Below are 20,791 nucleotides of genomic sequence, written 5' to 3' on the forward strand. Positions count from 1 at the left end.
CAAATGAGTAAGTTTTCTGCCTATATCCGCCTGATGCGGATTGATAATCCTATCGGCTGGCTGCTGCTGCTGTGGCCGACGCTGTGGGCGCTGTGGCTGGCGGGGATGAAGGTACCGCCTCTTAACGTACTGATTGTCTTCGTGCTGGGCGTATTTTTCATGCGTGCGGCAGGCTGCGTGGTCAATGACTTTGCCGACCGCAAAATCGACGGCCATGTGAAACGCACACGAGGACGTCCACTGCCGAGCGGTGCGGTCACCAGCAACGAGGCAAAGGTACTATTTATCTGCCTGCTGCTGGTTTCCTTCCTGCTGGTACTGACCATGAACAGCATGACCATCTGGCTGTCGCTGGGCGGGCTGCTGCTGGCGTGGATGTATCCGTTTATGAAGCGCTACACCCACCTACCGCAGGTGGTACTGGGCGCGGCGTTCGGCTGGGCCATTCCGATGGGCTGGGCGGCGGTAAACGAAACCCTGCCGTTAACCTGCTGGTTGCTGTTCCTGGCCAATATTTGCTGGACGGTGGCGTACGACACGCAGTATGCGATGGTTGACCGCGACGATGACCTGAAGATCGGCGTGAAGTCGACGGCGATCCTGTTTGGGCGTCATGACAAGCTGATTATCGGACTGCTGCAGTTGGCAACCCTCGCCCTGCTGGCGCTGACCGGCTGGCTGAGCGGTTTAGGCGGCATTTTCTACTGGGGACTGTTACTGGCCGCCGTGCTGTTTGTACACCAGCAGAAACTGATTGCCGACCGTCAGCGTGAGAAGTGCTTCCAGGCGTTTCTTAACAACAACTATGTTGGGCTGGTGCTGTTTGTCGGGATTGCGCTGAGCATCTGGTAGCTGACGTAGCGGCAATCATTCCGCGTCGCTATGTGGCGGGTACAGGTGAGTAGCAAGCCGCGCACACGAGTCTTTCAGATAATAGAAAAGGGGCGAACCTTGCGATCTGCCCCTTTTTTCGTGCCAATCCCATCTGTGTTATCAGTCGTGGGCGACCGCACTCTCAATCGTCATGCGAACATCCTGCGTCACCAGATCTGCCAGCAGCTGATAAACCTTCTGGGTCTGCTCAACCTGCGCATCACCGGAGTCACTGATGTAGCCTTCATCGCGCAGCGTCAGCACCAGTGAGGTAAACACGGCTTTATCAAAGAACTCAGGCGCATTGATACCGTGCAGCACCGACAGGCGCTGAGCCATGGTGCGGCTCTCTTTCTCCAGCGTACCGCGGTTAATCGCCGGGTTAGCGCTAAGAATAGAGAAGGTAATCGCATAGCGCTGCAAGGTTTCACGCACGCCGGCGGCCAGCACCTGTAGCGTACGGAAGCGGCCCGGGGTCAGACGCAGGCTGTTCTCTTCGGCCAGCAGCAGGCCCTGACGCGCCATTTCAGCGACCAGCGCATCCAGTACCGCAGGCAATTCGCTGATTTCCCAGCGCAGGAACAGTTCGCTCTTCAGCATCGGATAAATAACGCTAACCTGGCGCAGCAGCTCCTCGCGGCTCAGTTCGCGATGCTGCATCAGAATGGCGGCGATCAGCGACGGCATCACCAGCATGTGGTGAATGTTGTTGCGATAGTAGGTCATCAGAACCGCCTGCTCGCGCGGCAGAATGACGATCTCACCGATACTGTCCTGCTCCAGCTCAAACTTGTTCATGCCAAGCGCGTGTTCCAGCAGGGCTTCAGCGCTGACGTCCGGCACCGTAGAGTCGCTGGAGTAGGGCACGTTGCGCAGCAGCTGTAGATAACAATCCAGCTGCTCGGTGAGCTGCTCGCGGGTCATCGAACGCTGGCGCGATGCCAGCAGTGCCGTGACGCACAGGTTGATGGCATTGGCCGCACCGGCGTTGTTGATACGCACCATCACTTTCTGAGCAATATCGTTGACCGCCGGAGTCAGCCACGCCGGGCGCTGGGCTTCAATCGGATCGATAGAATCGCGCCATTCCGGCACGCGCTGGTTGAGGTACGTGACCAGCGGCAGAGGTTCACCAAAGTTGACGTAGCCCTGGCCGAGGTTGCGCAGTTTACGCAGGCCGCGAACCATCGACATAAAGCCTTCTTTCTCTTTGGTCGCACCGCGCAGCTCTTTCGCGTAGGTCCCTACTTCCATCACGTGTTCATAGCCGATGTAGATGGGGACCAGCGTGATTGGGCGGTTTCCGCCGCGCAGCATGGCCTGAATGGTCATCGACAGCGTGCCGGTTTTCGGATCGAGCAGGCGTCCGGTGCGCGAACGGCCACCTTCCACAAAGTATTCAACCGAATAGCCGCGGGTAAACAGTTCACCCAGATATTCACGGAATACCGTTGAGTAAAGTTTGTTGCCCTTAAAGGTACGGCGAATAAAGAACGCACCCAGGCGGCGGAAGATCGGGCCAGCAGGCCAGAAGTTCAGGTTGATACCGGCGGCAATATGCGGCGGCACCAGCCCCTGGTGGTAAAGTACGTAGGAGAGCAGCAGGTAGTCCATATGGCTACGGTGGCAGGGCACATAGACGATCTCATGCCCGTCCTGCGCCAGCTGGCGCACGCGCTCGCCGCCGCTGACGTTCAGACCCTGATACAGCTTGCTCCAGGTCCAGCCCATTACGCGATCGGTCAGGCGGATTGCTTCATAGGAGAAGTTAGCCGCGATCTCTTCCATCAGCTCAACGGCGTTCTGCTGGGCCTTTTCATGGGAGATTTTCTTGCTGCGCGCTTCATCTTCCACTGCTTTGGCAATTGCCTTGGACTGCAGAAGCTTGTTGAACAGATCCTGGCGCACCGGCAGGCGCGGGCCTACGGCTGCCAGCCGCTGGCGGGCGAAGTGCATACGCGCCACGCGTGCCAGCTTCTGTGCGATGGTTTTATCGGTACCGTGCTCGGTCGCCATGCGGCGCAGCGAGACGATAGGCGAGAAACGCACAAAGCTATCGCGACCCAGCCAGATCACCGCAAAGAACTTCTGAATGCCGTTCAGCACCCGCAGATGCGGCTGCTCGACACCCTGTACTTCGCGCCCCGGCGCACGGCCAAACATCACCGATACCGGCACCATCTGTACATCCAGATCGGGATGATTACGGTGCAGGTCCAGATAGTCATGGAACAGCTTGACCGACTCAAGGTTCGGTACGAAATAGGGGAACACGCGCGGACCGTCATGGATAAACACATAGCGGGGCAGCACGGTGCCGTCGATCTCCAGCGGATGCAAAGGATCGGGGAGATCCTGTTTGCGGCACTGTTCGCGCAGGGCAAGGAGATCGGCCTTTGAATCATAAGGCAGCACATACATAATAGGGCGAGAAGTATCAAGCCCAAGCTCGGCAACCGGTTCGGCCGGGATTGCCTTACTTTTTACCAGGAATTTCACTGGCAGATTCAACAGTTTGTAATATAAATTACGCCAACCTGACATAGACAACATGAAGCCTCTTGTTAGCAAAGCGCCGCAAGCATACCAGAAAGCGCTAACAGAATCTGTGGTGTTGCAAAATGTGCTACACCCTCTCATTGACGTTAAACTTCCCAAAGGGTTCCCTGATTATGGCAAATAACGCCACCGGACTGACTCGAATTGTAAAAGCAGCGGGCTATTCCTGGAAAGGTATACGTGCTGCCTGGCAGCATGAAGCGGCATTCCGGCAGGAAGCGATTGCTGCCATCATCGCCATCCTGATCGCCTGCTGGCTGGATGTGGATGCCGTGACCCGCGTGTTGCTGATTGGCTCTGTCGTGATGGTGATTATTGTTGAAATCCTTAATAGTGCGATTGAAGCGGTGGTTGACCGTATCGGCAGTGAAATTCATCCACTGGCCGGGCGTGCCAAAGATATGGGATCTGCCGCCGTATTATTAAGCATAATATTGGCAATTTTTGTGTGGGCAATGCTATTGATTGCACATTTGCGATAGGTTTTCCGAAATTCAACAAACTGCTGTTTTTTAGCCAGCTTTGGGTTTCCAACGCGCAAATACCTGTATATACTCACAGTCGACTGTATAAACAACCAGGGGGCGGGATGAAAGCACTAACGGCAAGGCAGCAGCAGGTTTACGACCTGATTCGCGACCACATTAATCAGACCGGTATGCCACCGACGCGGGCGGAAATTGCCTCGCAGCTCGGCTTCCGTTCCCCTAATGCTGCGGAAGAACACCTGAAAGCGCTGGCCAGAAAAGGCGTGATTGAGATCGTTTCCGGCGCATCACGCGGTATTCGCCTGATGATGGAAGAAGTCGATGGCCTGCCGCTGATCGGCCGCGTTGCCGCTGGCGAACCCCTGCTGGCTGAGCAGCATATCGAAGGCCACTACTCGGTAGACCCCGAACTGTTTAAACCCAATGCGGACTTCCTGCTGCGCGTCAGCGGCATGTCGATGAAGGACATCGGCATTATGGATGGCGATCTGCTGGCGGTGCATAAAACGGAAGACGTGCGTAACGGACAGGTTGTTGTGGCGCGTATTGATGACGAAGTGACCGTTAAGCGTCTGAAGAAGCAGGGTAACATCGTTCACCTGCTACCGGAAAACAGCGAGTTTCAGCCGATTGTTGTCGACCTGCGCCAGCAGACGCTGACCATAGAAGGCCTGGCCGTCGGTGTTATCCGCAACGGTAACTGGCTGTAATTTCCCGCTGAATCTGACGCGTCGCCCTCCGCGGCGCGTTTTTGCGATCCCTCATCTCTTTCTGCTTCCGGTTGGAAAACCATGCGACTGCTGACGGCTGCCGATAAAAACCTCTGGCGGCTGGCGCTGCCGATGATCCTCTCCAATATTACCGTGCCGCTGCTCGGTCTGGTGGATACCGCCGTTATTGGACATCTTGATAGCCCAACCTATCTGGGCGGCGTGGCGATTGGCACTACCATCACCAGCTTCCTGTTTATGCTGCTGCTGTTCCTGCGCATGAGCACCACCGGGCTGACCGCACAGGCGTTCGGCGCAAACGACAAACCCGCTCTGGCCCGTGCGTTAATGCAGCCGCTGCTGCTGGCGCTACTGGCCGGTATCACCTTTATTGTGCTTAAAGCGCCGCTGACCCATCTGGCGTTGGGGCTGACCGGAGGCAGTAAAGACGTGCTGCACCAGGCCGATCTGTTTATGCAGATCCGCTGGCTCAGTGCGCCCGCCACGCTGGCAAACCTGGTCTTGCTCGGCTGGCTGCTGGGCGTACAGTATGCCCGTGCGCCGGTGATCCTGCTGGTGGTGGGCAACCTGGTGAATATCCTGCTGGATCTGTGGTTTGTTATCGGCCTGAAGTGGGGTGTTCAGGGCGCTGCGGCGGCTACCGCTATTGCGGAATACGTCAGCCTGCTGGTCGGGCTGCTGCTGGTGTGGCGGGTGATGGTGATGCGTGGCCTGTCGCTGCGTCTGCTGCTGAGTGCATGGCGCGGTAATCTGGCCCGCCTGCTGAGGCTGAACCGCGACATTATGCTGCGTTCGCTGCTGTTGCAGGTGTGCTTTGCCTCACTGACGATTTTCGGCGCGCGGCTCGGCAGCGACATTGTTGCCGTCAATGCTGTTCTGCTGATGTTTTTGACTTTTACCGCCTACGCGCTGGATGGTTTCGCCTATGCGGTCGAAGCCTGCTCGGGAGAAGCCTTCGGTGCGGGAAACAGCCAGCAGCTGCTCAGCGTCTGGCACGCGGCCTGCCGCCAGTCCGGCGTTGTTGCGCTGGCGTTCTCGCTGATTTATGCCTTCGGCGGCGAGCATATTGTGGCGCTACTGACCTCTCTGGAGCCTCTGCGGGAACTGGCCGATCGCTATTTATGGTGGCAGGTGGTGATGCCGCTGGCTGGCGTAGGCTGCTATCTACTGGACGGCATGTTTATCGGTGCCACCCGCGCCAGCGAAATGCGTAACAGCATGGTGGTGGCCGCAGTCGGTTTTGGGCTGACGCTGTTTACCGTTCCGCTGCTGGGCAATCACGGTCTGTGGCTGGCGGTGACGGTATTCCTGCTGCTGCGCGGTATCAGCCTGTGGTTTATCTGGCGGCGGCACTGGCGTAACGGCACCTGGTTTGCCCTGACGCGCTGACAGACATATTTGCTTACTTCTCCCTGAACAACGGCCAGCTTGCTGAACGGGCTGGTTTTTTTTGATTTCTAGCGTTGGATTTCAGGCTTTGAAGGCACTCCGATTGGCCCGTGTGCAGCATCTTTCGAAATTTGCACTACAATTAACTATAAGTTCAGCGTTTAGTCAGATAATTATCTGGTTATTGAGCGGAGTGACGAATAGAAATATTCCAGACCATTAATCTCAGCCAGAAGGAGTCTGTTATGAATAACGATGAAATCAGCGGCAACTGGAAGCAGTTTAAAGGAAAAGTGAAAGAGCAATGGGGCAAGCTCACCGATGACGACCTGACGGTTGTGGAAGGTAAGCGCGACCAGCTGGTCGGTAAAATTCAGGAACGCTATGGTTACCAGAAAGACCAGGCCGAGAAGGAACTCAGCGACTGGGAAAGCCGCAATAATCACCGCTGGTAACCACACTTAATTCAGGACGAAGCTCCTACCCCCTGGCACAAGGAACGTGCCACCAAAGCGCTTTACATACCTTCTGTTAAATCTTGACGTATTAATCTTCAGTCTGCGGCACGCGTATCATTGCCAGCTCGTTTACCTTCCGCGCTCGCAAACTAAATATCTTTCTTGTGGGACGTTTGCATTCGTAGGTCGGCTATCTCAGCGCCCGCGTTTCTTACCCTGCACGCTGTGATCGTGGTCGCAGGCATCCTGATGGGTACAGGCTTCAACTTCACTGCACCTCTGGCAAAAGCCGTGCGCCTCAATCACGCTGTGAGCCAGGGTAAAGCCGGTTTTCTGCGCCAGCTTTTTGAGGATCTCTTCAACGCCATCGGCATGCTGTTCGGTAACAGAACCACAGCGATCGCAGATCAGCATTGCGGAAGTGTGCGACGGCTCTTCGAAATGGTGGCAGACCACGTAGCTGTTGGTGGATTCCACGCGGTGAATAAAGCCCTGCTCCAGCAGGAAATCCAGCGCCCGGTAAACGGTAGGCGGCTTAGCCTGAGGTTCCGATGCCCGCAGTAAATCCAGTAAATCGTAGGCGCTAATCGAAGCGTTGTGCTCGGTCATCAGGCGCAACACTTCCATACGCTGTGGCGTCAGCCGCACGCTGCGCTGCTGACAAATGACTTCCGCCTGCGACAGGATTCTTTCGGCACTGGTAATATTCATCGTTTTTCCTCAGGCATGATCAAGGTGATATTTTATCACGTCTGCCACAAAACGCCGAATTTGCCGTCGCTTCGCGTTTATAGAGACACATTCCAGAAAAATAAAATGGATCATTAAAAATGTACCATGTACACTTATTCTGATTGATAATTGTACTGCTCCCGAATAGCCTGTTTAGCAGGAGATATCAACTTCAGGGAGTGACATGCTTACTTTTATTGAGCTGTCGGGTTTCAGTAAACGGCGTCAGGACCTTTTGCCGGATGATGAGTTTATGATGTTTCAGGAGCTGCTGATTGATGCGCCTGAAACAGGGGCCATTATCACTGGGACTGGTGGGTTTCGTAAGATTCGCTGGAGTCGACCGGGTATGGGAAAGCGCGGCGGCGTGCGGGTGATTTACTACTATGTCACGAGCAGAGGTAGGATTTATCTTGCATTGGCGTATCCGAAAAATGAGCAGGATGAATTATCACAAGAGCAAAAGAAGGCGCTAAAAAAGTTGTCCGACATGCCGGTGTAACGCTGCAAGCTGTCTGCGGATTAATCAGTAGCTTTGCTAACCTGTCAACGAGGTCGATGAAACAGAGATGAAAGACGAATTATTTGCCGATCTGCTGGCCAGTGCAGAGGAGATGGTAAGAATCGAGCAGGGTTTGGAAACGCCAGCGCCGGAGCATATTCATACTTATAGTGATATTGATGTCAGAGCAATACGAGAAGTGACCGGTTTGAAGCAGCAAGATTTTGCCGCCGCTGTGGGCGTTAGCTACGATTTGGTCAAAAGCTGGGAAATGAAACGGCGTCAGCCTACCGGTGCACCAAGAAAGTTACTGTTATTGCTACAGGCAAACCCTTTAATTATCGATCAGCTGAAAGCCATCTGAATCGTTGATGTGATGGCTAAATTTTCGCCTCTGCTCACTGAACCCCACTGTGTTATAGTAGGACATGTTTTAGTCCATTTTCCGCCAAAGAATATAAATGCATCAGAATCAAGAATCACAATCCATGCCTCTGAACACCGCTAACGCTGACGGGCTGGAAAAATTCCCTGCACATCGCTTCTCCATCGCTCCGATGCTTGACTGGACCGATCGCCACTGTCGCTACTTCCATCGCCAGCTGACCCGTCAGAGCCTGCTCTATACCGAAATGGTCACAACCGGCGCGATTATCCACGGCAAGGGTGACTATCTGGCCTACAGTCAGGAAGAGCAGCCGGTCGCGCTGCAGCTGGGCGGCAGCGATCCGGCCGCGCTGGCGCAGTGCGCGAAGCTGGCGGAAGAGCGCGGCTATAACGAAGTCAACCTTAACGTCGGCTGCCCGTCGGACCGCGTGCAAAACGGCCGTTTCGGTGCCTGCCTGATGGGCGAAGCGCAGCTGGTTGCCGACTGTATCAAAGCGATGCGCGACGTGGTGGCGATCCCGGTTACGGTAAAAACTCGCATCGGAATCGACGACCAGGACAGCTATGAATTCCTCTGCGATTTTATTCGTAAGGTATCGGAAGAGGGCGGCTGTGAGACGTTTATTATTCACGCGCGCAAAGCCTGGCTCTCCGGTCTCAGCCCGAAAGAGAACCGCGAAATTCCACCGCTGGACTACGAGCGCGTGTATCAGCTGAAGCGTGATTTTCCGCATCTGACGATGTCGCTGAACGGCGGCGTGAAATCACTGGCGGAAGCAAAGGTCCATTTGCAGCATCTGGACGGCGTTATGGTCGGGCGCGAAGCCTATCAGAACCCAGGAATGCTGGCGCACGTTGACGGCGAACTGTTTGGCAGCACGCAGCCGGTTGCCGATACGGTTGCGGTGGTACGGGCGATGTATCCGTACATCGAGCGCGAACTGGCCGCAGGTACCTATCTGGGCCACGTTACCCGCCATATGCTGGGCCTGTTCCAGGGTATTCCCGGTGCTCGCCAGTGGCGTCGCTACCTCAGTGAGAATGCGCATAAAGCCGGTGCGGGTGTTGACGTTGTTGAACAGGCGCTGTCGCTGGTTGCCGATAAGATCGTGGTTAACGCTTGACCATAGATTGAGTAAATTGACCAGGTTAACATCAGCCTGGTCAACCCTTCCTGATATAATTCAATGAATTACATTTGTCTTCGTTATGGCACGCTTCTTGTAATGTCTCATCCAGTAATTATTGATGGGAGAGTGCAATGATTGAGATTCTGTTTGTCCTCGGTTTCTTTCTAATGTTAATGCTGACCGGCATTTCAATACTGGGGATCCTGGCTGCGCTGGTCGTCGCTACGCTGGTGATGTTCGTTGGTGGGCTGTTCGCGATTGTGATTAAATTGTTGCCATGGCTGCTGCTGGCGGTCGCTGCGGTATGGTTGTATCGAACCTATATTAAACAGTCGGATAGTAACGGCAATCGCTTATCCTGATGATATCAAGGGCTTGTGATGAGCATGGGTGGGCTAATGCGCTCTGGATCACATCGTGAAATATTATTCAGCACAATTCGCAATTAAACATATTTTTTACTTATAAATTCTGTCAGGATGACTGGATTGAAACAAAGCGTATTCATCGCCGCTGACCCTACACCCAGCGCGAACTAAAAAAAGAAAGAAACAAAAGGGGCTTCCGTAAGGAAGCCCCATTTTTTTATGGGATAAGCAGGCTGGAACCCTGAGTTACACGGCTTTCCAGCGCCTGATGTGCCTGACGGGCATCGACCAGTGCGAACTTCTGCGATTCCGGCACATCGACCTTAATCGCGCCGCTGGCCAGCAGGGAGAACAGCTCATTGCTGGCCTGGGTCAGTGCATCGCGGGTAGTGATGTAGCCGTACAATGAAGGGCGGGTAACGTACAGCGATCCTTTCTGGTTCAGAATAGCCAGATCCACCCCGGTCACCGGGCCGGAAGCATTGCCAAAACTGACCATCAGCCCACGCCTTTGCAGGCAGTCGAGCGACGCTTCCCAAGTATCTTTACCCACCGAGTCATACACCACGCGCAGCTTTTTCCCCTGGGTCAGCTCGCTGACGCGCTCGGCAATATTCTCTTCAAGATAGTTAATGGTGGCCCAGGCTCCGGCATCTTTAGCCCGCTGCGCCTTTTCGGCGGAGCCTACGGTGCCGATCAGATGTGCGCCCAGCGCCTTCGCCCACTGGCAGGCAATCAGCCCAACGCCACCGGCGGCGGCATGGAACAGGAAGCGTTCGTCGGGCTGCACCACGTAGGTTTGCCGCAGCAGATAATAGACCGTCAGGCCCTTAAGGAATGAGGCGGCGGCTTGCTCAAACGAAATCGCATCGGGTAGCAGCGCCACTCTGTCCACCGCAACGTTGTGCACTTCGCTGTAGGCACCCAGCGTTGCCTGAGCATAAACCACGCGATCGCCCGGCTTCAGCACCGTCACGCCCGGGCCTACGCGCCGAACGATACCGGCGGCTTCGCTGCCCAGCCCGCTCGGGAGGGAAGCGGGATACAGACCGCTGCGCACATAGGTATCAATATAGTTAATGCCTATCGCCTTATTCTCAATCTGCACTTCGCCGGCCAGCGGATCGGCAGGATCGAAATCGATCGCCTGCATCACCTCCGGCCCGCCGTGCTGGCTGATTTGTATACGTTTTACCATGCTCACTCCTGTGGATTACGACTTAATGCAGGAGGACGGCAGCGGCGCAAACGAGTATACTTACGCGTCCCCCACAAGATTTTTGGTAGCACATCACTATGGCAGGAAATAAACCCACCAACAAATCCTTCGAAAACCGAGAGCCGCGCGATCGCCAGATGGAAGGTCTGAAGCTGCCCCCGCACTCGCTGGAAGCTGAGCAGTCGGTGTTGGGCGGTTTAATGCTGGATAACGAACGCTGGGATAACGTCTCTGAACGCGTGGTGGCGCAGGACTTCTTCAGCCGTCCGCACCGCATGATCTTTGCGGAAATGCAGCGCCTGCTGGAAATGGGTAAACCCATTGACCTGATTACGCTCTCCGAATCGATGGAAACCAAAGGCGAACTCAGCATGGTAGGCGGCTTTGCCTATCTTGCCGAGCTGTCGAAAAACACGCCAAGTGCGGCGAATATCGGTGCCTATGCCGACATCGTGCGCGAACGTGCCGTGGTGCGAGAGATGATCTCGGTAGCTAATGAGATCGCCGATGCGGGCTACGATCCGCAGGGGCGCAGCAGTGAAGACCTGCTCGATCTGGCGGAATCCCGCGTATTCCAGATCGCGGAAAACCGCGCCAACAAAGATGAAGGGCCGAAAAGCGTCGATCAGATCCTCGAAGCCACCATCAGCCGTATCGAATCGCTGTATCAGACGCCGCACGATGGCGTGACCGGCGTGGATACCGGCTATCAGGATCTCAATAAAAAAACCGCCGGGCTTCAGCGCTCGGATCTGATTATCGTCGCCGCGCGTCCGTCGATGGGTAAAACGACCTTCGCGATGAACCTGTGCGAAAACGCCGCAATGCTGCAGGATAAGCCGGTGCTGATTTTCAGCCTCGAGATGCCCGGCGAGCAGATCATGATGCGTATGCTGGCTTCGCTGTCGCGCGTGGATCAGACCAAAATTCGTACCGGCCAGCTCGATGATGAGGACTGGGCGCGTATTTCCAGCACCATGGGGATCCTGCTGGAAAAGAAGAACATGTTTATCGATGACTCATCCGGCCTGACCCCGACCGAGGTGCGTTCCCGCGCCCGCCGCATCTTCCGCGAGCACGGCGGTCTCAGCCTGATTATGATCGACTACCTGCAGCTGATGCGCGTGCCGTCGCTGTCGGACAACCGTACGCTGGAAATTGCCGAAATTTCCCGCTCGCTGAAGGCGCTGGCGAAAGAGCTGCAGGTGCCGGTAGTGGCGCTGTCGCAGCTGAACCGATCGCTGGAGCAGCGTGCGGATAAGCGCCCGGTCAACTCCGACCTGCGTGAGTCCGGCTCCATCGAGCAGGATGCCGACCTGATTATGTTTATCTACCGTGATGAGGTGTATCACGAGAACAGCGATCTGAAAGGCGTGGCCGAAATCATCCTCGGTAAACAGCGTAACGGCCCAATCGGTACGGTGCGCCTGACCTTTAACGGCCAGTGGTCGCGCTTCGATAACTACGCCGGTCCGCAGTACGACGACGAGTAACCTAAAAGCATAAAACAGGCGGCTTCGCATGGGGCCGCCGTTCCCGCCGCATCGATCTGCGTTTCATCCCCCGTGAAAAATAGTGTTGGACAACACGACAAAAAATACGGTTATCTGTCAGTAAGCTGTCCCCTGATACCGGCATGGAATGACGATGACCCAGATCGATGATTTTGACTTTAAGATACTGACTTTACTGGAAAGCAACGGGCGGCTGACCAACCAGGAACTGAGTGACCTGGTTGGGCTATCCGCCTCGCAGTGTTCTCGCCGTCGCATCAATCTTGAGCAGGCGGGCCTGATCCTCGGTTATCACGCGCGGCTGTCGCCGGATGCGGTCGGCATGGGGGTGATTGGCCTGATTGAAGTGCGCCTGATCAACCACACCCAGGAGTACGTTGACAGCTTCCACCGCATGGTGGCAGATCAGTCGGCGATCGTTGACGCCTACAAAACCACCGGCGATGCCGATTATCTGCTGAAGGTGGCGGTGGCCGATCTGGCGGGGTTGAGTGCGCTGATTAGCCAGCTGGTGGCCGGGCATAAAAGCGTCGCACACGTGAAAACGTCGGTGGTGCTGAACCGCCTGAAAGAGAACGGCATGCTGGCGCAGGTGTGAGTGCAATGCACAGTATTGGTGCAAGCGATGCACCAATACTGTGCGTATGCATCATTGTTGATGCATAAATCGTGCGAAAAAATCACAAACCATGCGTGAAATAACGGCATAATTTGATTTTTACGCACAAAATGTAAAATTAAAGCGCATTTTATTCAACGGGTTAATTCTTCGGGGCGATTCAGGTGCTTTCGTGCGTCCTTAGCTGGTGCGATTTTTGCTAATTATCAGGTAGATAATTGCATAACTTAGCCCCCGAGAAACAAGATGGATAACGTCGTAGAACAACCCGTAAAAATCCCCCATACCCTGGTCGAAGATATTATGGCGATCGTGCTGGGTACGCTGATGGTCTCCTTTGGCGTGACGCTGATGAAGCAGGCCGGTGCGCTGACCGGCGGCACGGCGGGGATCGCTTTCCTGATTAGCTACATCACCAAAAGTACCTTTGGTCTGGCCTTCTTCGCCATCAACCTGCCGTTTTACTGGCTGGCGGTGAAACGTATGGGCTGGGCGTTCACCATCAAAACCTTCTGCGCGGTCGGCCTGGTGTCGCTGTTCTCCCAGCTGCACCCGATGTTTATTCATTTTGCGGCGCTGGATCCCTTTTATGCGACATTGTTCGGTAACGTGGTAACGGGCATTGGGTTTATAGTGTTATTCCGCCATAAGGCCAGCCTGGGGGGCATCAATATCCTCGCGCTGTGGCTGCAGGATCGCTACGGCATCCGCGCCGGTAAGCTGCAAATGGGCGTCGACACCTGCGTGGTGCTGGCTTCGCTGTTTGTGGTCAGCCGCGAAATGCTGGTGGCCTCAATTATTGGCGCGCTGATCCTGAACCTGATTATTGCCATGAACCATCGCCCGGGCCGTTACTTCGTGTAATATCCTCTGGATGACTATGTGACGCGGGGTTAACCGCCGTCAGAATAACTGATTATTAAATGGAGATCTGCACCGTGTTTCAAAATGTTGATGCCTATGCTGGCGATCCAATTCTCACCCTGATGGAAACCTTCAAGCAGGACGATCGTGCGCACAAGGTCAATCTGAGCATCGGCCTGTATTACGACGCACAGGGTGCAATTCCGCAGATGGATGCCGTGGCGAAAGCGGAAGCCCTGCTGAACGCGAAGCCGCAGATGGCGTCACTGTATCTGCCGATGGAAGGCCTGCCGCCTTACCGTAGCGCGGTTGCTCCTCTGCTGTTTGGCGCGGAACATCCTGTGCTGAAAGCAGGCCGCATCGCCACCATTCAGACGCTGGGTGGTTCAGGTGCATTGAAAGTGGGTGCTGACTTCCTTAAACACTACTTCCCGAATTCACAGGTCTGGGTCAGCGATCCAACCTGGGAAAACCACGTGGCTATCTTTGCCGGTGCCGGCTTCACGGTGAATACCTACCCGTGGTATGACCCGGAAACCAACGGCGTGAAGTTTGATGCGCTGCTGGAAAAACTGAACTCCCTGCCTGCACAGAGCATCGTGCTGCTGCATCCGTGCTGCCACAACCCGACCGGCGCGGACCTGAATAACGATCAGTGGGATAAAGTGACCGAAGTGCTGAAAGCGCGCGAGCTGATCCCGTTCCTCGACATCGCCTATCAGGGCTTTGGCGGCGGCATGGAAGAAGATGCCTACGCGATCCGCGTTATCGCCGCTGCGGGCCTGCCTGCGCTGGTCAGCAACTCCTTCTCGAAAATCTTCTCGCTGTACGGCGAGCGTGTCGGCGGTTTGTCAATCGTCTGTGACGATGCGGAAGAAGCTTCTCGTGTGCTGGGCCAGCTGAAAGCCACCGTGCGCCGCAACTACTCCAGCCCGCCGAACTTCGGTGCGCAGGTCGTTTCCTGCGTGCTGAACGATGCCGATCTGAAAGCCAACTGGCTGGCGGAAGTGGAAGCGATGCGCGTGCGCATCCAGGAAATGCGCCAGACGCTGGTGGACGTGCTGGGCGAGGCTGTACCGGGTAAAAACTTCGACTACCTGCTGAAGCAGCGCGGCATGTTCAGCTATACAGGCCTGAGCGCGGCCCAGGTTGATCGCCTGCGCAACGAGTTTGGCGTTTACCTGATCGCCAGCGGCCGTATCTGCATCGCCGGTCTGAACCACAACAACGTGCGTCAGGTGGCCGAAGCTATCGCTGCGGTAATCTGATGTTCTGCTGGCCGGGAACTCCCGGCCAGTTTTTTTTTCCGGTTTACCTTTGCCTCATATGCGGCACACTTAACGCATCAGTTACGTTAAGGAGCCAGACAATGTGGTATCAGCAAACCCTCACCCTGAACGCCAAACCGCGCGGTTTTCACCTCGTCACCGATGAAATCCTCGGTGAACTGCGCCGCCTGAGCGATGTGCAGACCGGCCTGCTGCATCTGCTGTTGCAGCACACCTCGGCCTCATTAACGTTGAATGAAAACTGCGACCCCACGGTACGCAGCGATATGGAGCAGCACTTCCTGCGCCACGTGCCGGAGAATGCGCCGTACAAGCATGACTACGAAGGCCCGGACGATATGCCGGCGCACATTAAATCCTCACTGCTCGGCACGTCGCTGCTGCTGCCGGTCAGCCGTGGGCGACTGCTGTTAGGCACCTGGCAGGGGATTTATCTGGGCGAGCACCGTATTCACGGCGGCGAGCGGCGGATCGTGGCGACGCTACAGGGGGAGTAAAATGCCCATTCCCCGCCAGCTGCATCAGCTAAACAATTTCAGTGCCGCAATCCGTTGTAGCGACGCATCCAGCGCCTCGTCGCTGGCGGTCAGGCTCAGGCGCACAAACCCTTCGCCGCCCGCGCCGAAACCGTGGCCGGGAGCAACCAGCACCTGCGCCTCGTGCAGCAGGCGTTCGGTGAACTGCTGCGAACTGTAGCCCGTCGGCACCGGCAGCCAGAGGAAGAAGGTGCCCTGGCGGGCATCCACCGGCCAGCACATCGCTTCCAGCGCGCGGATGACCCGCTCGCGGCGGCGGTGGTAAAGCGCGGCAAACTCCGCCACCGCGCTCTCCGGCAGATCCAGCGCGGTAATCGCCGCATCCTGCACCGCGCCAAACACCGTGCTGTAGCTGTGGGTGTGCAGCTTTTTGAATGCGCTAATCACCGAGGCGTTGCCGACGGCAAAACCAAAGCGCCAGCCCGCCATCAGGAAGGTTTTCGACATCGTATAGATTTCCACGCCCCACTCTTTGGCCTCCGGCTGCGACAGCAGGCTGGGCGGCGCTTCCTGAGCATGGCGGCCAATCGCCGAGTAGGCGAAGTCGTGCAGCAGCGGAACGTTCAGCCGCTGGACGAACGCCAGCGCATCGTCAAACAGCTGCGGGGTCGCCACTGCCCCGGTCGGGTTATGCGGGTAGTTGAGCATCAGCAGCCCGGCATGCCGCGCGACCGCTTCCGGCACTTCGGTAAAGTCCGGCAGAAACTGGTTTTTAGCGTGCAGCGGGATGCCGTAAAACTTCGCCTGCGCCTGCGCGGCGGCCGAACGGTAAATGGGGTAGCAGGGATCGGTCGAAACCAAAAACTGACCGGGCGCGAGCAGCGCGCGCGGCAGGCCGGTCACACCGATATGCGAGCCGTGGAAAACGGCAATCTCGCTATCCGGGTCCAGCTCTACGCCGTACTGGCGCTGATAAAAGCGGGCGATCGCCTGGCGCAGCGCGGGTTTGCCCCAGAACGACGGGTAATCATGGTTTTCCGGCTGTGCGGCGGCGGATTGCAGCGTAGCGACCACCGCTGCCGGAGTGGGCTGGCGCGGGCTGCCGGAAGAAAGGTCAATCAGCGGACGCTGCGAGGTATCGATCTGTGCCGCCATCTTTTCCAGCGCGCTAAACAGATTTTCTTCTAATTGATCTAAAAGGGGCGAAGCAGAAAATACCGGCATAATACTTCTCGATAAAAACCATGAATAGCCGGACTATCGCATAGCCCATCGGTGCATAAAAATGAAATTGTTCGGCGGCGAAAAGATAAAAACAGATATCGATATGCAAAAAACACAATAACAAATAATGGATAATGTTAGCACAATAAAGATATTGAGCAGAATTCACTTTCGCTGCAAAGTCCTGAGTATATTGGAATCATTTATTTTATATTCAGCACTTCACCGGAGAGAGTATTTCTATGCGCAGGTCATTGATTAGCGGACTGGTTGTTGCCTTATTGTCTTCTGCTGTAGTTATTTCGACAGCGCATGCCGATGATAAACTAATTCGTGTGGGTTTTAACCCCGGCCCTTATAAAGAGCAGTTCCAGAATGGCGTTGCACCATTTTTGATCAAGAAGGGATATAAAGTCGAGTATAAAGATTTCAGCGACGGCATTCAGGTTAACGATGCGGTCGCGCGGGGTAATATTGAAGCCAATATTATGCAGCACCCGGTGTATTTAAAATCGGTCAACGAACGTCTGGGTATTGATAACGTCGGCATTGTGCAGGTGCCAACCCCACCGATGGGACTCTATGCCGGCAAGCTCAACACGCTGGATACCCCGAAGCCGGGCACGGTGATCTCGGTGCCGAACCAGGCGCCTAATGAATATCGCGCCCTGCTGGTGCTGCAAAGCCTCGGCTGGGTCAAACTGAAGGCCGATATCGACCCGGCGACCTTCTCGCAGAAAGCCATCAGTGAAAACCCGTACAAAATCGTGCTGAAAGAGATGGATAACGCCCAGCAGGTTCGCGCGCTGCCGGACGTGGATTTTGGCCTGATCCAGGGCAACTTTGCGGTCTCCAGCGGGATGAAATTAAGCTCGGCGCTGAAGCTGGAAACGCCAACCAGCCAGTTTATCAACGTGGTCACGGTGGCCGGGAAAAATAAAGACGCGCAGTTTGCCAAAGACATCGTAGAGGGCTACCACTCCGCCGAATTTAAAAGCTATATCACCAGCCATTCGCAGTATGACGGCTACCTGCAGCCCAGCTATTTCAAATGAGCCAGCCGGTTATCCGCTTTAAAGCGGTCAGCAAAACGTTTACCCGCAAGGGAGAAAGCTTCCTTGCGCTGGATAACGTCAACCTGACGATTAATCAGGGCGATATCTTCGGCGTTATCGGTGCCAGCGGCGCGGGAAAAAGTACGCTGCTGCGCCTGATTAACCATCTGGAAGCGCCCACCGAGGGCGATGTGCTGATTAACGATCTGTCGCTGCAGGGCATCAGTAAGAAACAGCTGAACCAGGTGAAGAAAGATATCGGCATGATCTTTCAGCACTTTAACCTGCTGAACTCGCGCACGGTATTTCACAACGTGGCGATCCCGCTGATCTTACAGGGGCGCGATAAAGCCTTTATCCGCGAACGGGTGAGCGAGCTGCTGGCCTTCGTGAACCTCAGCGATAAAGCCGAAAGCTATCCCGATGAACTTTCCGGCGGGCAAAAGCAGCGCGTGGGTATTGCCCGCGCGCTGGCCACCAACCCGTCGATCCTGCTGTGTGACGAAGCCACCTCGGCGCTGGACCCGCACACCACCGTGCAGATCCTGCTGCTGCTGCAGGAAATTAACCGCCGCTACGGCATCACCATCGTGCTGATCACCCATGAAATGTCGGTGGTGCAAAAAATCTGCCACAAGGTCGCGGTGATGGCCAACGGGAAGGTGGTTGAGCAGGGTAACGTGCTTGAGCTGTTTGGGCAGCCGAAAGATTCTGTCACCGCCAGCTTTGTGCAGTCGGTGATCCACGATCGCCTGCCGGAGCAGACCGTGGCGCGCATTAAACAGCAGAGCCAGAGCCGGGCGCTGCGGCTGGAGTTCGTGGGGCAGACCGCGCAGCAGCCGATCGTCAACCGGCTGATCCGCGAGTATCCGGTGGAGGTCAATATCCTGTTTGCCAACATGTCTGAAATTCAGAGCACCATTCTCGGCTTTATGATCGTGCAGATCGGCGGAGAAGCGGCGGATATCGACGCGGCGATCCGCTACCTCCATGACGCAGGAGTGAAAATCAGCGATGTTTGAATTTATTGATACCGCCATCACCGGCGATCAGTTCCTGCTGGCGCTGTACGATACGCTGATCATGGTCAGCGTGTCGCTGGGCTTTGGCGCGCTGCTCGGCATTCCGCTGGGCATCGTGCTGGTGCTGTGCCGCCCCGGCGGCATTCTGCCGAATGGCACGCTGCACCAGATCCTTAATCCGGTGGTGAATATCCTGCGCTCGCTGCCGTTTATCATCCTGCTGATCACTATTCTGCCGGTGACACGCTGGTTGGTCGGCACCACTATCGGCACCCCCGGCGCGATTGTGCCGCTGGTGGTGTTTATCGCCCCCTATATTGCCCGGCTGGTGGAAAGCTCGCTGCTGGAGGTGGATGACGGCATTCTCGAATCCGCCAACGCCATGGGTGCCAGCACCTTTCAAACCATATGGCACTTTATGCTGCCGGAGGCCGCATCATCGCTGATCCTCGCGCTGACCACCGCCACCATCGGCCTGCTGGGGGCTACCGCAATGGCGGGCACCGTTGGCGGCGGCGGCATCGGCGACCTGGCCATTACCTACGGCTACCAGCGTTTTGATGCCTTTGCCACGCTGAGCACCGCGCTGGTGCTGATCGTTATCGTGCAGCTTTTACAGACCTTCGGCACGCGTCTGGCGCGCCGGATACGTCGCGAATAATCGTAAGGAGAAACCGTATGCCAGTAGTAGAGAGCTTTACCCTCGATCACAACAAAGTCATCGCCCCGTATGTGCGGGTGGCCGGTAATGAAAAACACGCGCTGGGCAGCGTGGTAGAAAAATATGACCTGCGCCTGCTGCAGCCGAACGCGGATGCCATCCCGACCGCCGCGCTGCACACGCTGGAGCACCTGCTGGCCTTCGGCCTGCGCGAAGAGCTGGAAGGCGTGATCGACATTTCCCCGATGGGCTGCCGCACCGGCTTCTATCTCATCCTGTGGGATAACCGCGATCCGAAAACCATCGCTACCGCGCTGACCCGCGTGCTGGAGCGGGTGGTTGATGCTACCGACGTTCCGGCGGTGACGCCGCTGGAGTGCGGCAACTATCGAGATCACTCGCTGTTCTCGGCGAAAGAGTACGCGCGTCAGGTTCTGGCGGCCGGGATCAGCACTGACGCCTTTTCCCGTCAGGTGGTTTGATGGTTGCCATCGATCTCCAGGGGCAGACGGCGGTGGTCACCGGCGGCCTGCAGGGAATCGGGCGGGCCATTGCCGAGCTGCTGCATCAGGCCGGTGCCAACGTGGTGGTGGGCGACATCGCCATCACCGCGCGGGAAACCGGCGACCGCTGGCTGTGGCTGCCGTGTGATATCGCCCGGCCAGAACAGGCGGGCGAGCTGATTGCCGCGGCGCAGCAGCAGTTTGGCCGCGTGGATATCCTGGTCAACAGCTGCGGCGTGTCGGCAATGAGCCGCATCGACGAGCTGGCAGCGCATCCTCGACGTCAACGTCAAGGGCGTTGGCTACGCCTCGCAGGCCGCTATCGCCCTGATGAAGCCCCAGCGCTACGGCCGCATTATCAATATCGCCTCGCAGGCGGGGAAAAACGGCTATCGCCTGATGGGGCAATACGTCGCCTCTAAACATGCGGTACTGGGTTTAACCAAGGTGGCGGCGATTGAGCTGGCACGCGACAACATCCTCGTTAACGCCGTCTGCCCCGGCATCGTTGAAACACCGATGAAATGGCACGAGCGGGAGCTGGGCGGTAAACTGCGTGGGCTGACGGCAGAGGATATCTATGCCGAAGACTGTTCGCAGGTGCCGCTGGGCCGCACCGCGCAGCCGGAAGACGTCGCCAACGTGGTGCTGTTTCTCGCCAGCCCGCTGTCCTCCTATATGACCGGCCAGGCGATTAACGTCACTGGCGGAATGACCATGCACTAACT

General features: G+C 56.3%; 22 protein-coding genes and 1 pseudogene. 19 read left to right on the plus strand and 4 right to left on the minus strand.

The genetic code is table 11. The features are described from left to right. Nucleotides 1-3 precede the first annotated feature (3 nt). Nucleotides 4-852 carry a 4-hydroxybenzoate octaprenyltransferase gene (ubiA, locus tag IBT47_RS17135; protein ID WP_234471952.1) on the plus strand — a complete coding sequence of 283 codons (849 nt, stop codon included), beginning with the start codon at nt 4-6 and terminating at the stop codon, nt 850-852. A gap of 141 nt (nt 853-993) precedes the next feature. Here ubiA and plsB read toward each other — a convergent pair whose 3' ends face one another. Further along, on the minus strand, nt 994-3,417 hold the full coding sequence (gene plsB / locus IBT47_RS17140) for a glycerol-3-phosphate 1-O-acyltransferase PlsB (protein WP_105592304.1): 2,424 nt from the start codon (nt 3,415-3,417) through the stop codon (nt 994-996). Between the two features lie 128 nt (nt 3,418-3,545). Here plsB and IBT47_RS17145 point away from each other — a divergent pair, with 128 nt between their 5' ends. The 4 genes from IBT47_RS17145 to IBT47_RS17160 all read left to right on the plus strand — a co-directional run bounded on the left by IBT47_RS17145 (nt 3,546) and on the right by IBT47_RS17160 (nt 6,495). Further along, nucleotides 3,546-3,914 carry a diacylglycerol kinase gene (locus tag IBT47_RS17145; RefSeq protein ID WP_200543031.1) on the plus strand — a complete coding sequence of 123 codons (369 nt, stop codon included), beginning with the start codon at nt 3,546-3,548 and terminating at the stop codon, nt 3,912-3,914. Nucleotides 3,915-4,021: 107 nt separating this feature from the next. Continuing rightward, nucleotides 4,022-4,630: a transcriptional repressor LexA gene (gene lexA, locus IBT47_RS17150; RefSeq protein WP_105592302.1), complete on the plus strand. Its 609-nt coding sequence runs from the start codon at nt 4,022-4,024 to the stop codon at nt 4,628-4,630. An 81-nt stretch (nt 4,631-4,711) separates the two neighbouring features. Next, complete coding sequence (gene dinF / locus IBT47_RS17155; protein WP_200561680.1) at nt 4,712-6,040, plus strand: MATE family efflux transporter DinF; 1,329 nt, start codon at nt 4,712-4,714, stop codon at nt 6,038-6,040. Nucleotides 6,041-6,285: 245 nt separating this feature from the next. After that, nucleotides 6,286-6,495, plus strand: a complete 210-nt coding sequence (locus tag IBT47_RS17160; RefSeq protein WP_123332006.1) for a CsbD family protein — start codon at nt 6,286-6,288, stop codon at nt 6,493-6,495. A 198-nt stretch (nt 6,496-6,693) separates the two neighbouring features. Here the strand turns inward: IBT47_RS17160 and zur are convergent, their stop codons facing one another. Further along, nucleotides 6,694-7,203 (minus strand): zinc uptake transcriptional repressor Zur, encoded by a 510-nt coding sequence (gene zur / locus IBT47_RS17165; protein WP_200561787.1) that lies wholly within the window; start codon nt 7,201-7,203, stop codon nt 6,694-6,696. Between the two features lie 211 nt (nt 7,204-7,414). Between zur and IBT47_RS17170 the strand changes: the two genes are divergently transcribed. From IBT47_RS17170 to pspG, 4 genes are all read left to right on the plus strand, one after another. Beyond that, entirely contained in the window at nt 7,415-7,732 is a 318-nt protein-coding gene (locus IBT47_RS17170) for a type II toxin-antitoxin system RelE/ParE family toxin (protein ID WP_200561683.1), read from the plus strand. A 67-nt stretch (nt 7,733-7,799) separates the two neighbouring features. After that, nucleotides 7,800-8,096 (plus strand): NadS family protein, encoded by a 297-nt coding sequence (gene nadS / locus IBT47_RS17175; protein WP_200543034.1) that lies wholly within the window; start codon nt 7,800-7,802, stop codon nt 8,094-8,096. A 97-nt stretch (nt 8,097-8,193) separates the two neighbouring features. After that, entirely contained in the window at nt 8,194-9,243 is a 1,050-nt protein-coding gene (gene dusA / locus IBT47_RS17180) for a tRNA dihydrouridine(20/20a) synthase DusA (RefSeq protein WP_200543035.1), read from the plus strand. Between the two features lie 140 nt (nt 9,244-9,383). Next, the gene (gene pspG, locus IBT47_RS17185) at nt 9,384-9,611 is read left to right on the plus strand and encodes an envelope stress response protein PspG (protein WP_200561789.1); all 228 of its coding nucleotides are present in this window, start codon (nt 9,384-9,386) and stop codon (nt 9,609-9,611) included. 223 nt (nt 9,612-9,834) lie between these two features. Here pspG and IBT47_RS17190 read toward each other — a convergent pair whose 3' ends face one another. Continuing rightward, entirely contained in the window at nt 9,835-10,815 is a 981-nt protein-coding gene (locus IBT47_RS17190; RefSeq protein ID WP_200561685.1) for a quinone oxidoreductase, read from the minus strand. 98 nt (nt 10,816-10,913) lie between these two features. Between IBT47_RS17190 and dnaB the strand changes: the two genes are divergently transcribed. The 5 genes from dnaB (at nt 10,914) to IBT47_RS17215 (ending at nt 15,619) form a co-directional block, all read left to right on the plus strand. Next, complete coding sequence (gene dnaB, locus IBT47_RS17195; RefSeq protein ID WP_105592294.1) at nt 10,914-12,329, plus strand: replicative DNA helicase; 1,416 nt, start codon at nt 10,914-10,916, stop codon at nt 12,327-12,329. 154 nt (nt 12,330-12,483) lie between these two features. Beyond that, nucleotides 12,484-12,948, plus strand: a complete 465-nt coding sequence (locus IBT47_RS17200; protein WP_105592293.1) for an Lrp/AsnC family transcriptional regulator — start codon at nt 12,484-12,486, stop codon at nt 12,946-12,948. 267 nt (nt 12,949-13,215) lie between these two features. Further along, nucleotides 13,216-13,833, plus strand: a complete 618-nt coding sequence (locus tag IBT47_RS17205; RefSeq protein ID WP_200561687.1) for a YitT family protein — start codon at nt 13,216-13,218, stop codon at nt 13,831-13,833. A gap of 74 nt (nt 13,834-13,907) precedes the next feature. Next, nucleotides 13,908-15,101 carry an amino acid aminotransferase gene (locus IBT47_RS17210; RefSeq protein ID WP_200561689.1) on the plus strand — a complete coding sequence of 398 codons (1,194 nt, stop codon included), beginning with the start codon at nt 13,908-13,910 and terminating at the stop codon, nt 15,099-15,101. Between the two features lie 101 nt (nt 15,102-15,202). Continuing rightward, nucleotides 15,203-15,619, plus strand: coding sequence for a secondary thiamine-phosphate synthase enzyme YjbQ (locus tag IBT47_RS17215; RefSeq protein ID WP_105592290.1), 417 nt, complete (start codon nt 15,203-15,205; stop codon nt 15,617-15,619). A 24-nt stretch (nt 15,620-15,643) separates the two neighbouring features. On the opposite strand, the gene IBT47_RS17220 is transcribed toward IBT47_RS17215, so the two are convergent. Then, nucleotides 15,644-16,822, minus strand: a complete 1,179-nt coding sequence (locus tag IBT47_RS17220) for an aminotransferase class I/II-fold pyridoxal phosphate-dependent enzyme (RefSeq protein WP_200561691.1) — start codon at nt 16,820-16,822, stop codon at nt 15,644-15,646. A 242-nt stretch (nt 16,823-17,064) separates the two neighbouring features. Between IBT47_RS17220 and IBT47_RS17225 the strand changes: the two genes are divergently transcribed. From IBT47_RS17225 to IBT47_RS17245, 5 genes and pseudogenes are all read left to right on the plus strand, one after another. Beyond that, the gene (locus IBT47_RS17225; protein ID WP_200561693.1) at nt 17,065-17,877 is read left to right on the plus strand and encodes a MetQ/NlpA family ABC transporter substrate-binding protein; all 813 of its coding nucleotides are present in this window, start codon (nt 17,065-17,067) and stop codon (nt 17,875-17,877) included. After that, a complete protein-coding gene (locus tag IBT47_RS17230) occupies nt 17,874-18,899 on the plus strand; it encodes a methionine ABC transporter ATP-binding protein (protein WP_200561695.1) in 1,026 nt (341 codons plus the stop codon). The genes IBT47_RS17225 and IBT47_RS17230 overlap by 4 nt, the downstream gene beginning before the upstream one ends. Beyond that, nucleotides 18,892-19,560, plus strand: a complete 669-nt coding sequence (locus IBT47_RS17235) for a methionine ABC transporter permease (RefSeq protein ID WP_200543042.1) — start codon at nt 18,892-18,894, stop codon at nt 19,558-19,560. Before IBT47_RS17230 ends, IBT47_RS17235 begins: the two co-directional genes overlap by 8 nt. Before the next feature lie 17 nt (nt 19,561-19,577). Further along, nucleotides 19,578-20,042: an S-ribosylhomocysteine lyase gene (locus IBT47_RS17240; RefSeq protein WP_200561697.1), complete on the plus strand. Its 465-nt coding sequence runs from the start codon at nt 19,578-19,580 to the stop codon at nt 20,040-20,042. Further along, nucleotides 20,042-20,789: pseudogene (locus IBT47_RS17245) on the plus strand (SDR family NAD(P)-dependent oxidoreductase). Before IBT47_RS17240 ends, IBT47_RS17245 begins: the two are co-directional and overlap by 1 nt. Nucleotides 20,790-20,791 lie beyond the last annotated feature (2 nt).

The sequence above is a fragment of the Erwinia sp. S43 genome (genome assembly GCF_016624745.1).
GTDB classification, from domain to species: Bacteria; Pseudomonadota; Gammaproteobacteria; order Enterobacterales; family Enterobacteriaceae; genus Erwinia; species Erwinia coffeiphila.

Excerpts from the sequence above, each read along its gene's own strand:
- ubiA (WP_234471952.1), top strand. The coding sequence starts at position 4 with ATGAGTAAGTTTTCTGCCTATATCCGCCTGATGCGGATTGATAATCCT.
- plsB (WP_105592304.1), bottom strand. The coding sequence starts at position 3,417 with ATGTCAGGTTGGCGTAATTTATATTACAAACTGTTGAATCTGCCAGTG.
- IBT47_RS17145 (WP_200543031.1), top strand. The coding sequence starts at position 3,546 with ATGGCAAATAACGCCACCGGACTGACTCGAATTGTAAAAGCAGCGGGC.
- lexA (WP_105592302.1), top strand. The coding sequence starts at position 4,022 with ATGAAAGCACTAACGGCAAGGCAGCAGCAGGTTTACGACCTGATTCGC.
- dinF (WP_200561680.1), top strand. The coding sequence starts at position 4,712 with ATGCGACTGCTGACGGCTGCCGATAAAAACCTCTGGCGGCTGGCGCTG.
- IBT47_RS17160 (WP_123332006.1), top strand. The coding sequence starts at position 6,286 with ATGAATAACGATGAAATCAGCGGCAACTGGAAGCAGTTTAAAGGAAAA.
- IBT47_RS17170 (WP_200561683.1), top strand. The coding sequence starts at position 7,415 with ATGCTTACTTTTATTGAGCTGTCGGGTTTCAGTAAACGGCGTCAGGAC.
- nadS (WP_200543034.1), top strand. The coding sequence starts at position 7,800 with ATGAAAGACGAATTATTTGCCGATCTGCTGGCCAGTGCAGAGGAGATG.
- dusA (WP_200543035.1), top strand. The coding sequence starts at position 8,194 with ATGCATCAGAATCAAGAATCACAATCCATGCCTCTGAACACCGCTAAC.
- IBT47_RS17190 (WP_200561685.1), bottom strand. The coding sequence starts at position 10,815 with ATGGTAAAACGTATACAAATCAGCCAGCACGGCGGGCCGGAGGTGATG.
- dnaB (WP_105592294.1), top strand. The coding sequence starts at position 10,914 with ATGGCAGGAAATAAACCCACCAACAAATCCTTCGAAAACCGAGAGCCG.
- IBT47_RS17200 (WP_105592293.1), top strand. The coding sequence starts at position 12,484 with ATGACCCAGATCGATGATTTTGACTTTAAGATACTGACTTTACTGGAA.
- IBT47_RS17205 (WP_200561687.1), top strand. The coding sequence starts at position 13,216 with ATGGATAACGTCGTAGAACAACCCGTAAAAATCCCCCATACCCTGGTC.
- IBT47_RS17215 (WP_105592290.1), top strand. The coding sequence starts at position 15,203 with ATGTGGTATCAGCAAACCCTCACCCTGAACGCCAAACCGCGCGGTTTT.
- IBT47_RS17220 (WP_200561691.1), bottom strand. The coding sequence starts at position 16,822 with ATGCCGGTATTTTCTGCTTCGCCCCTTTTAGATCAATTAGAAGAAAAT.
- IBT47_RS17225 (WP_200561693.1), top strand. The coding sequence starts at position 17,065 with ATGCGCAGGTCATTGATTAGCGGACTGGTTGTTGCCTTATTGTCTTCT.
- IBT47_RS17230 (WP_200561695.1), top strand. The coding sequence starts at position 17,874 with ATGAGCCAGCCGGTTATCCGCTTTAAAGCGGTCAGCAAAACGTTTACC.
- IBT47_RS17235 (WP_200543042.1), top strand. The coding sequence starts at position 18,892 with ATGTTTGAATTTATTGATACCGCCATCACCGGCGATCAGTTCCTGCTG.
- IBT47_RS17240 (WP_200561697.1), top strand. The coding sequence starts at position 19,578 with ATGCCAGTAGTAGAGAGCTTTACCCTCGATCACAACAAAGTCATCGCC.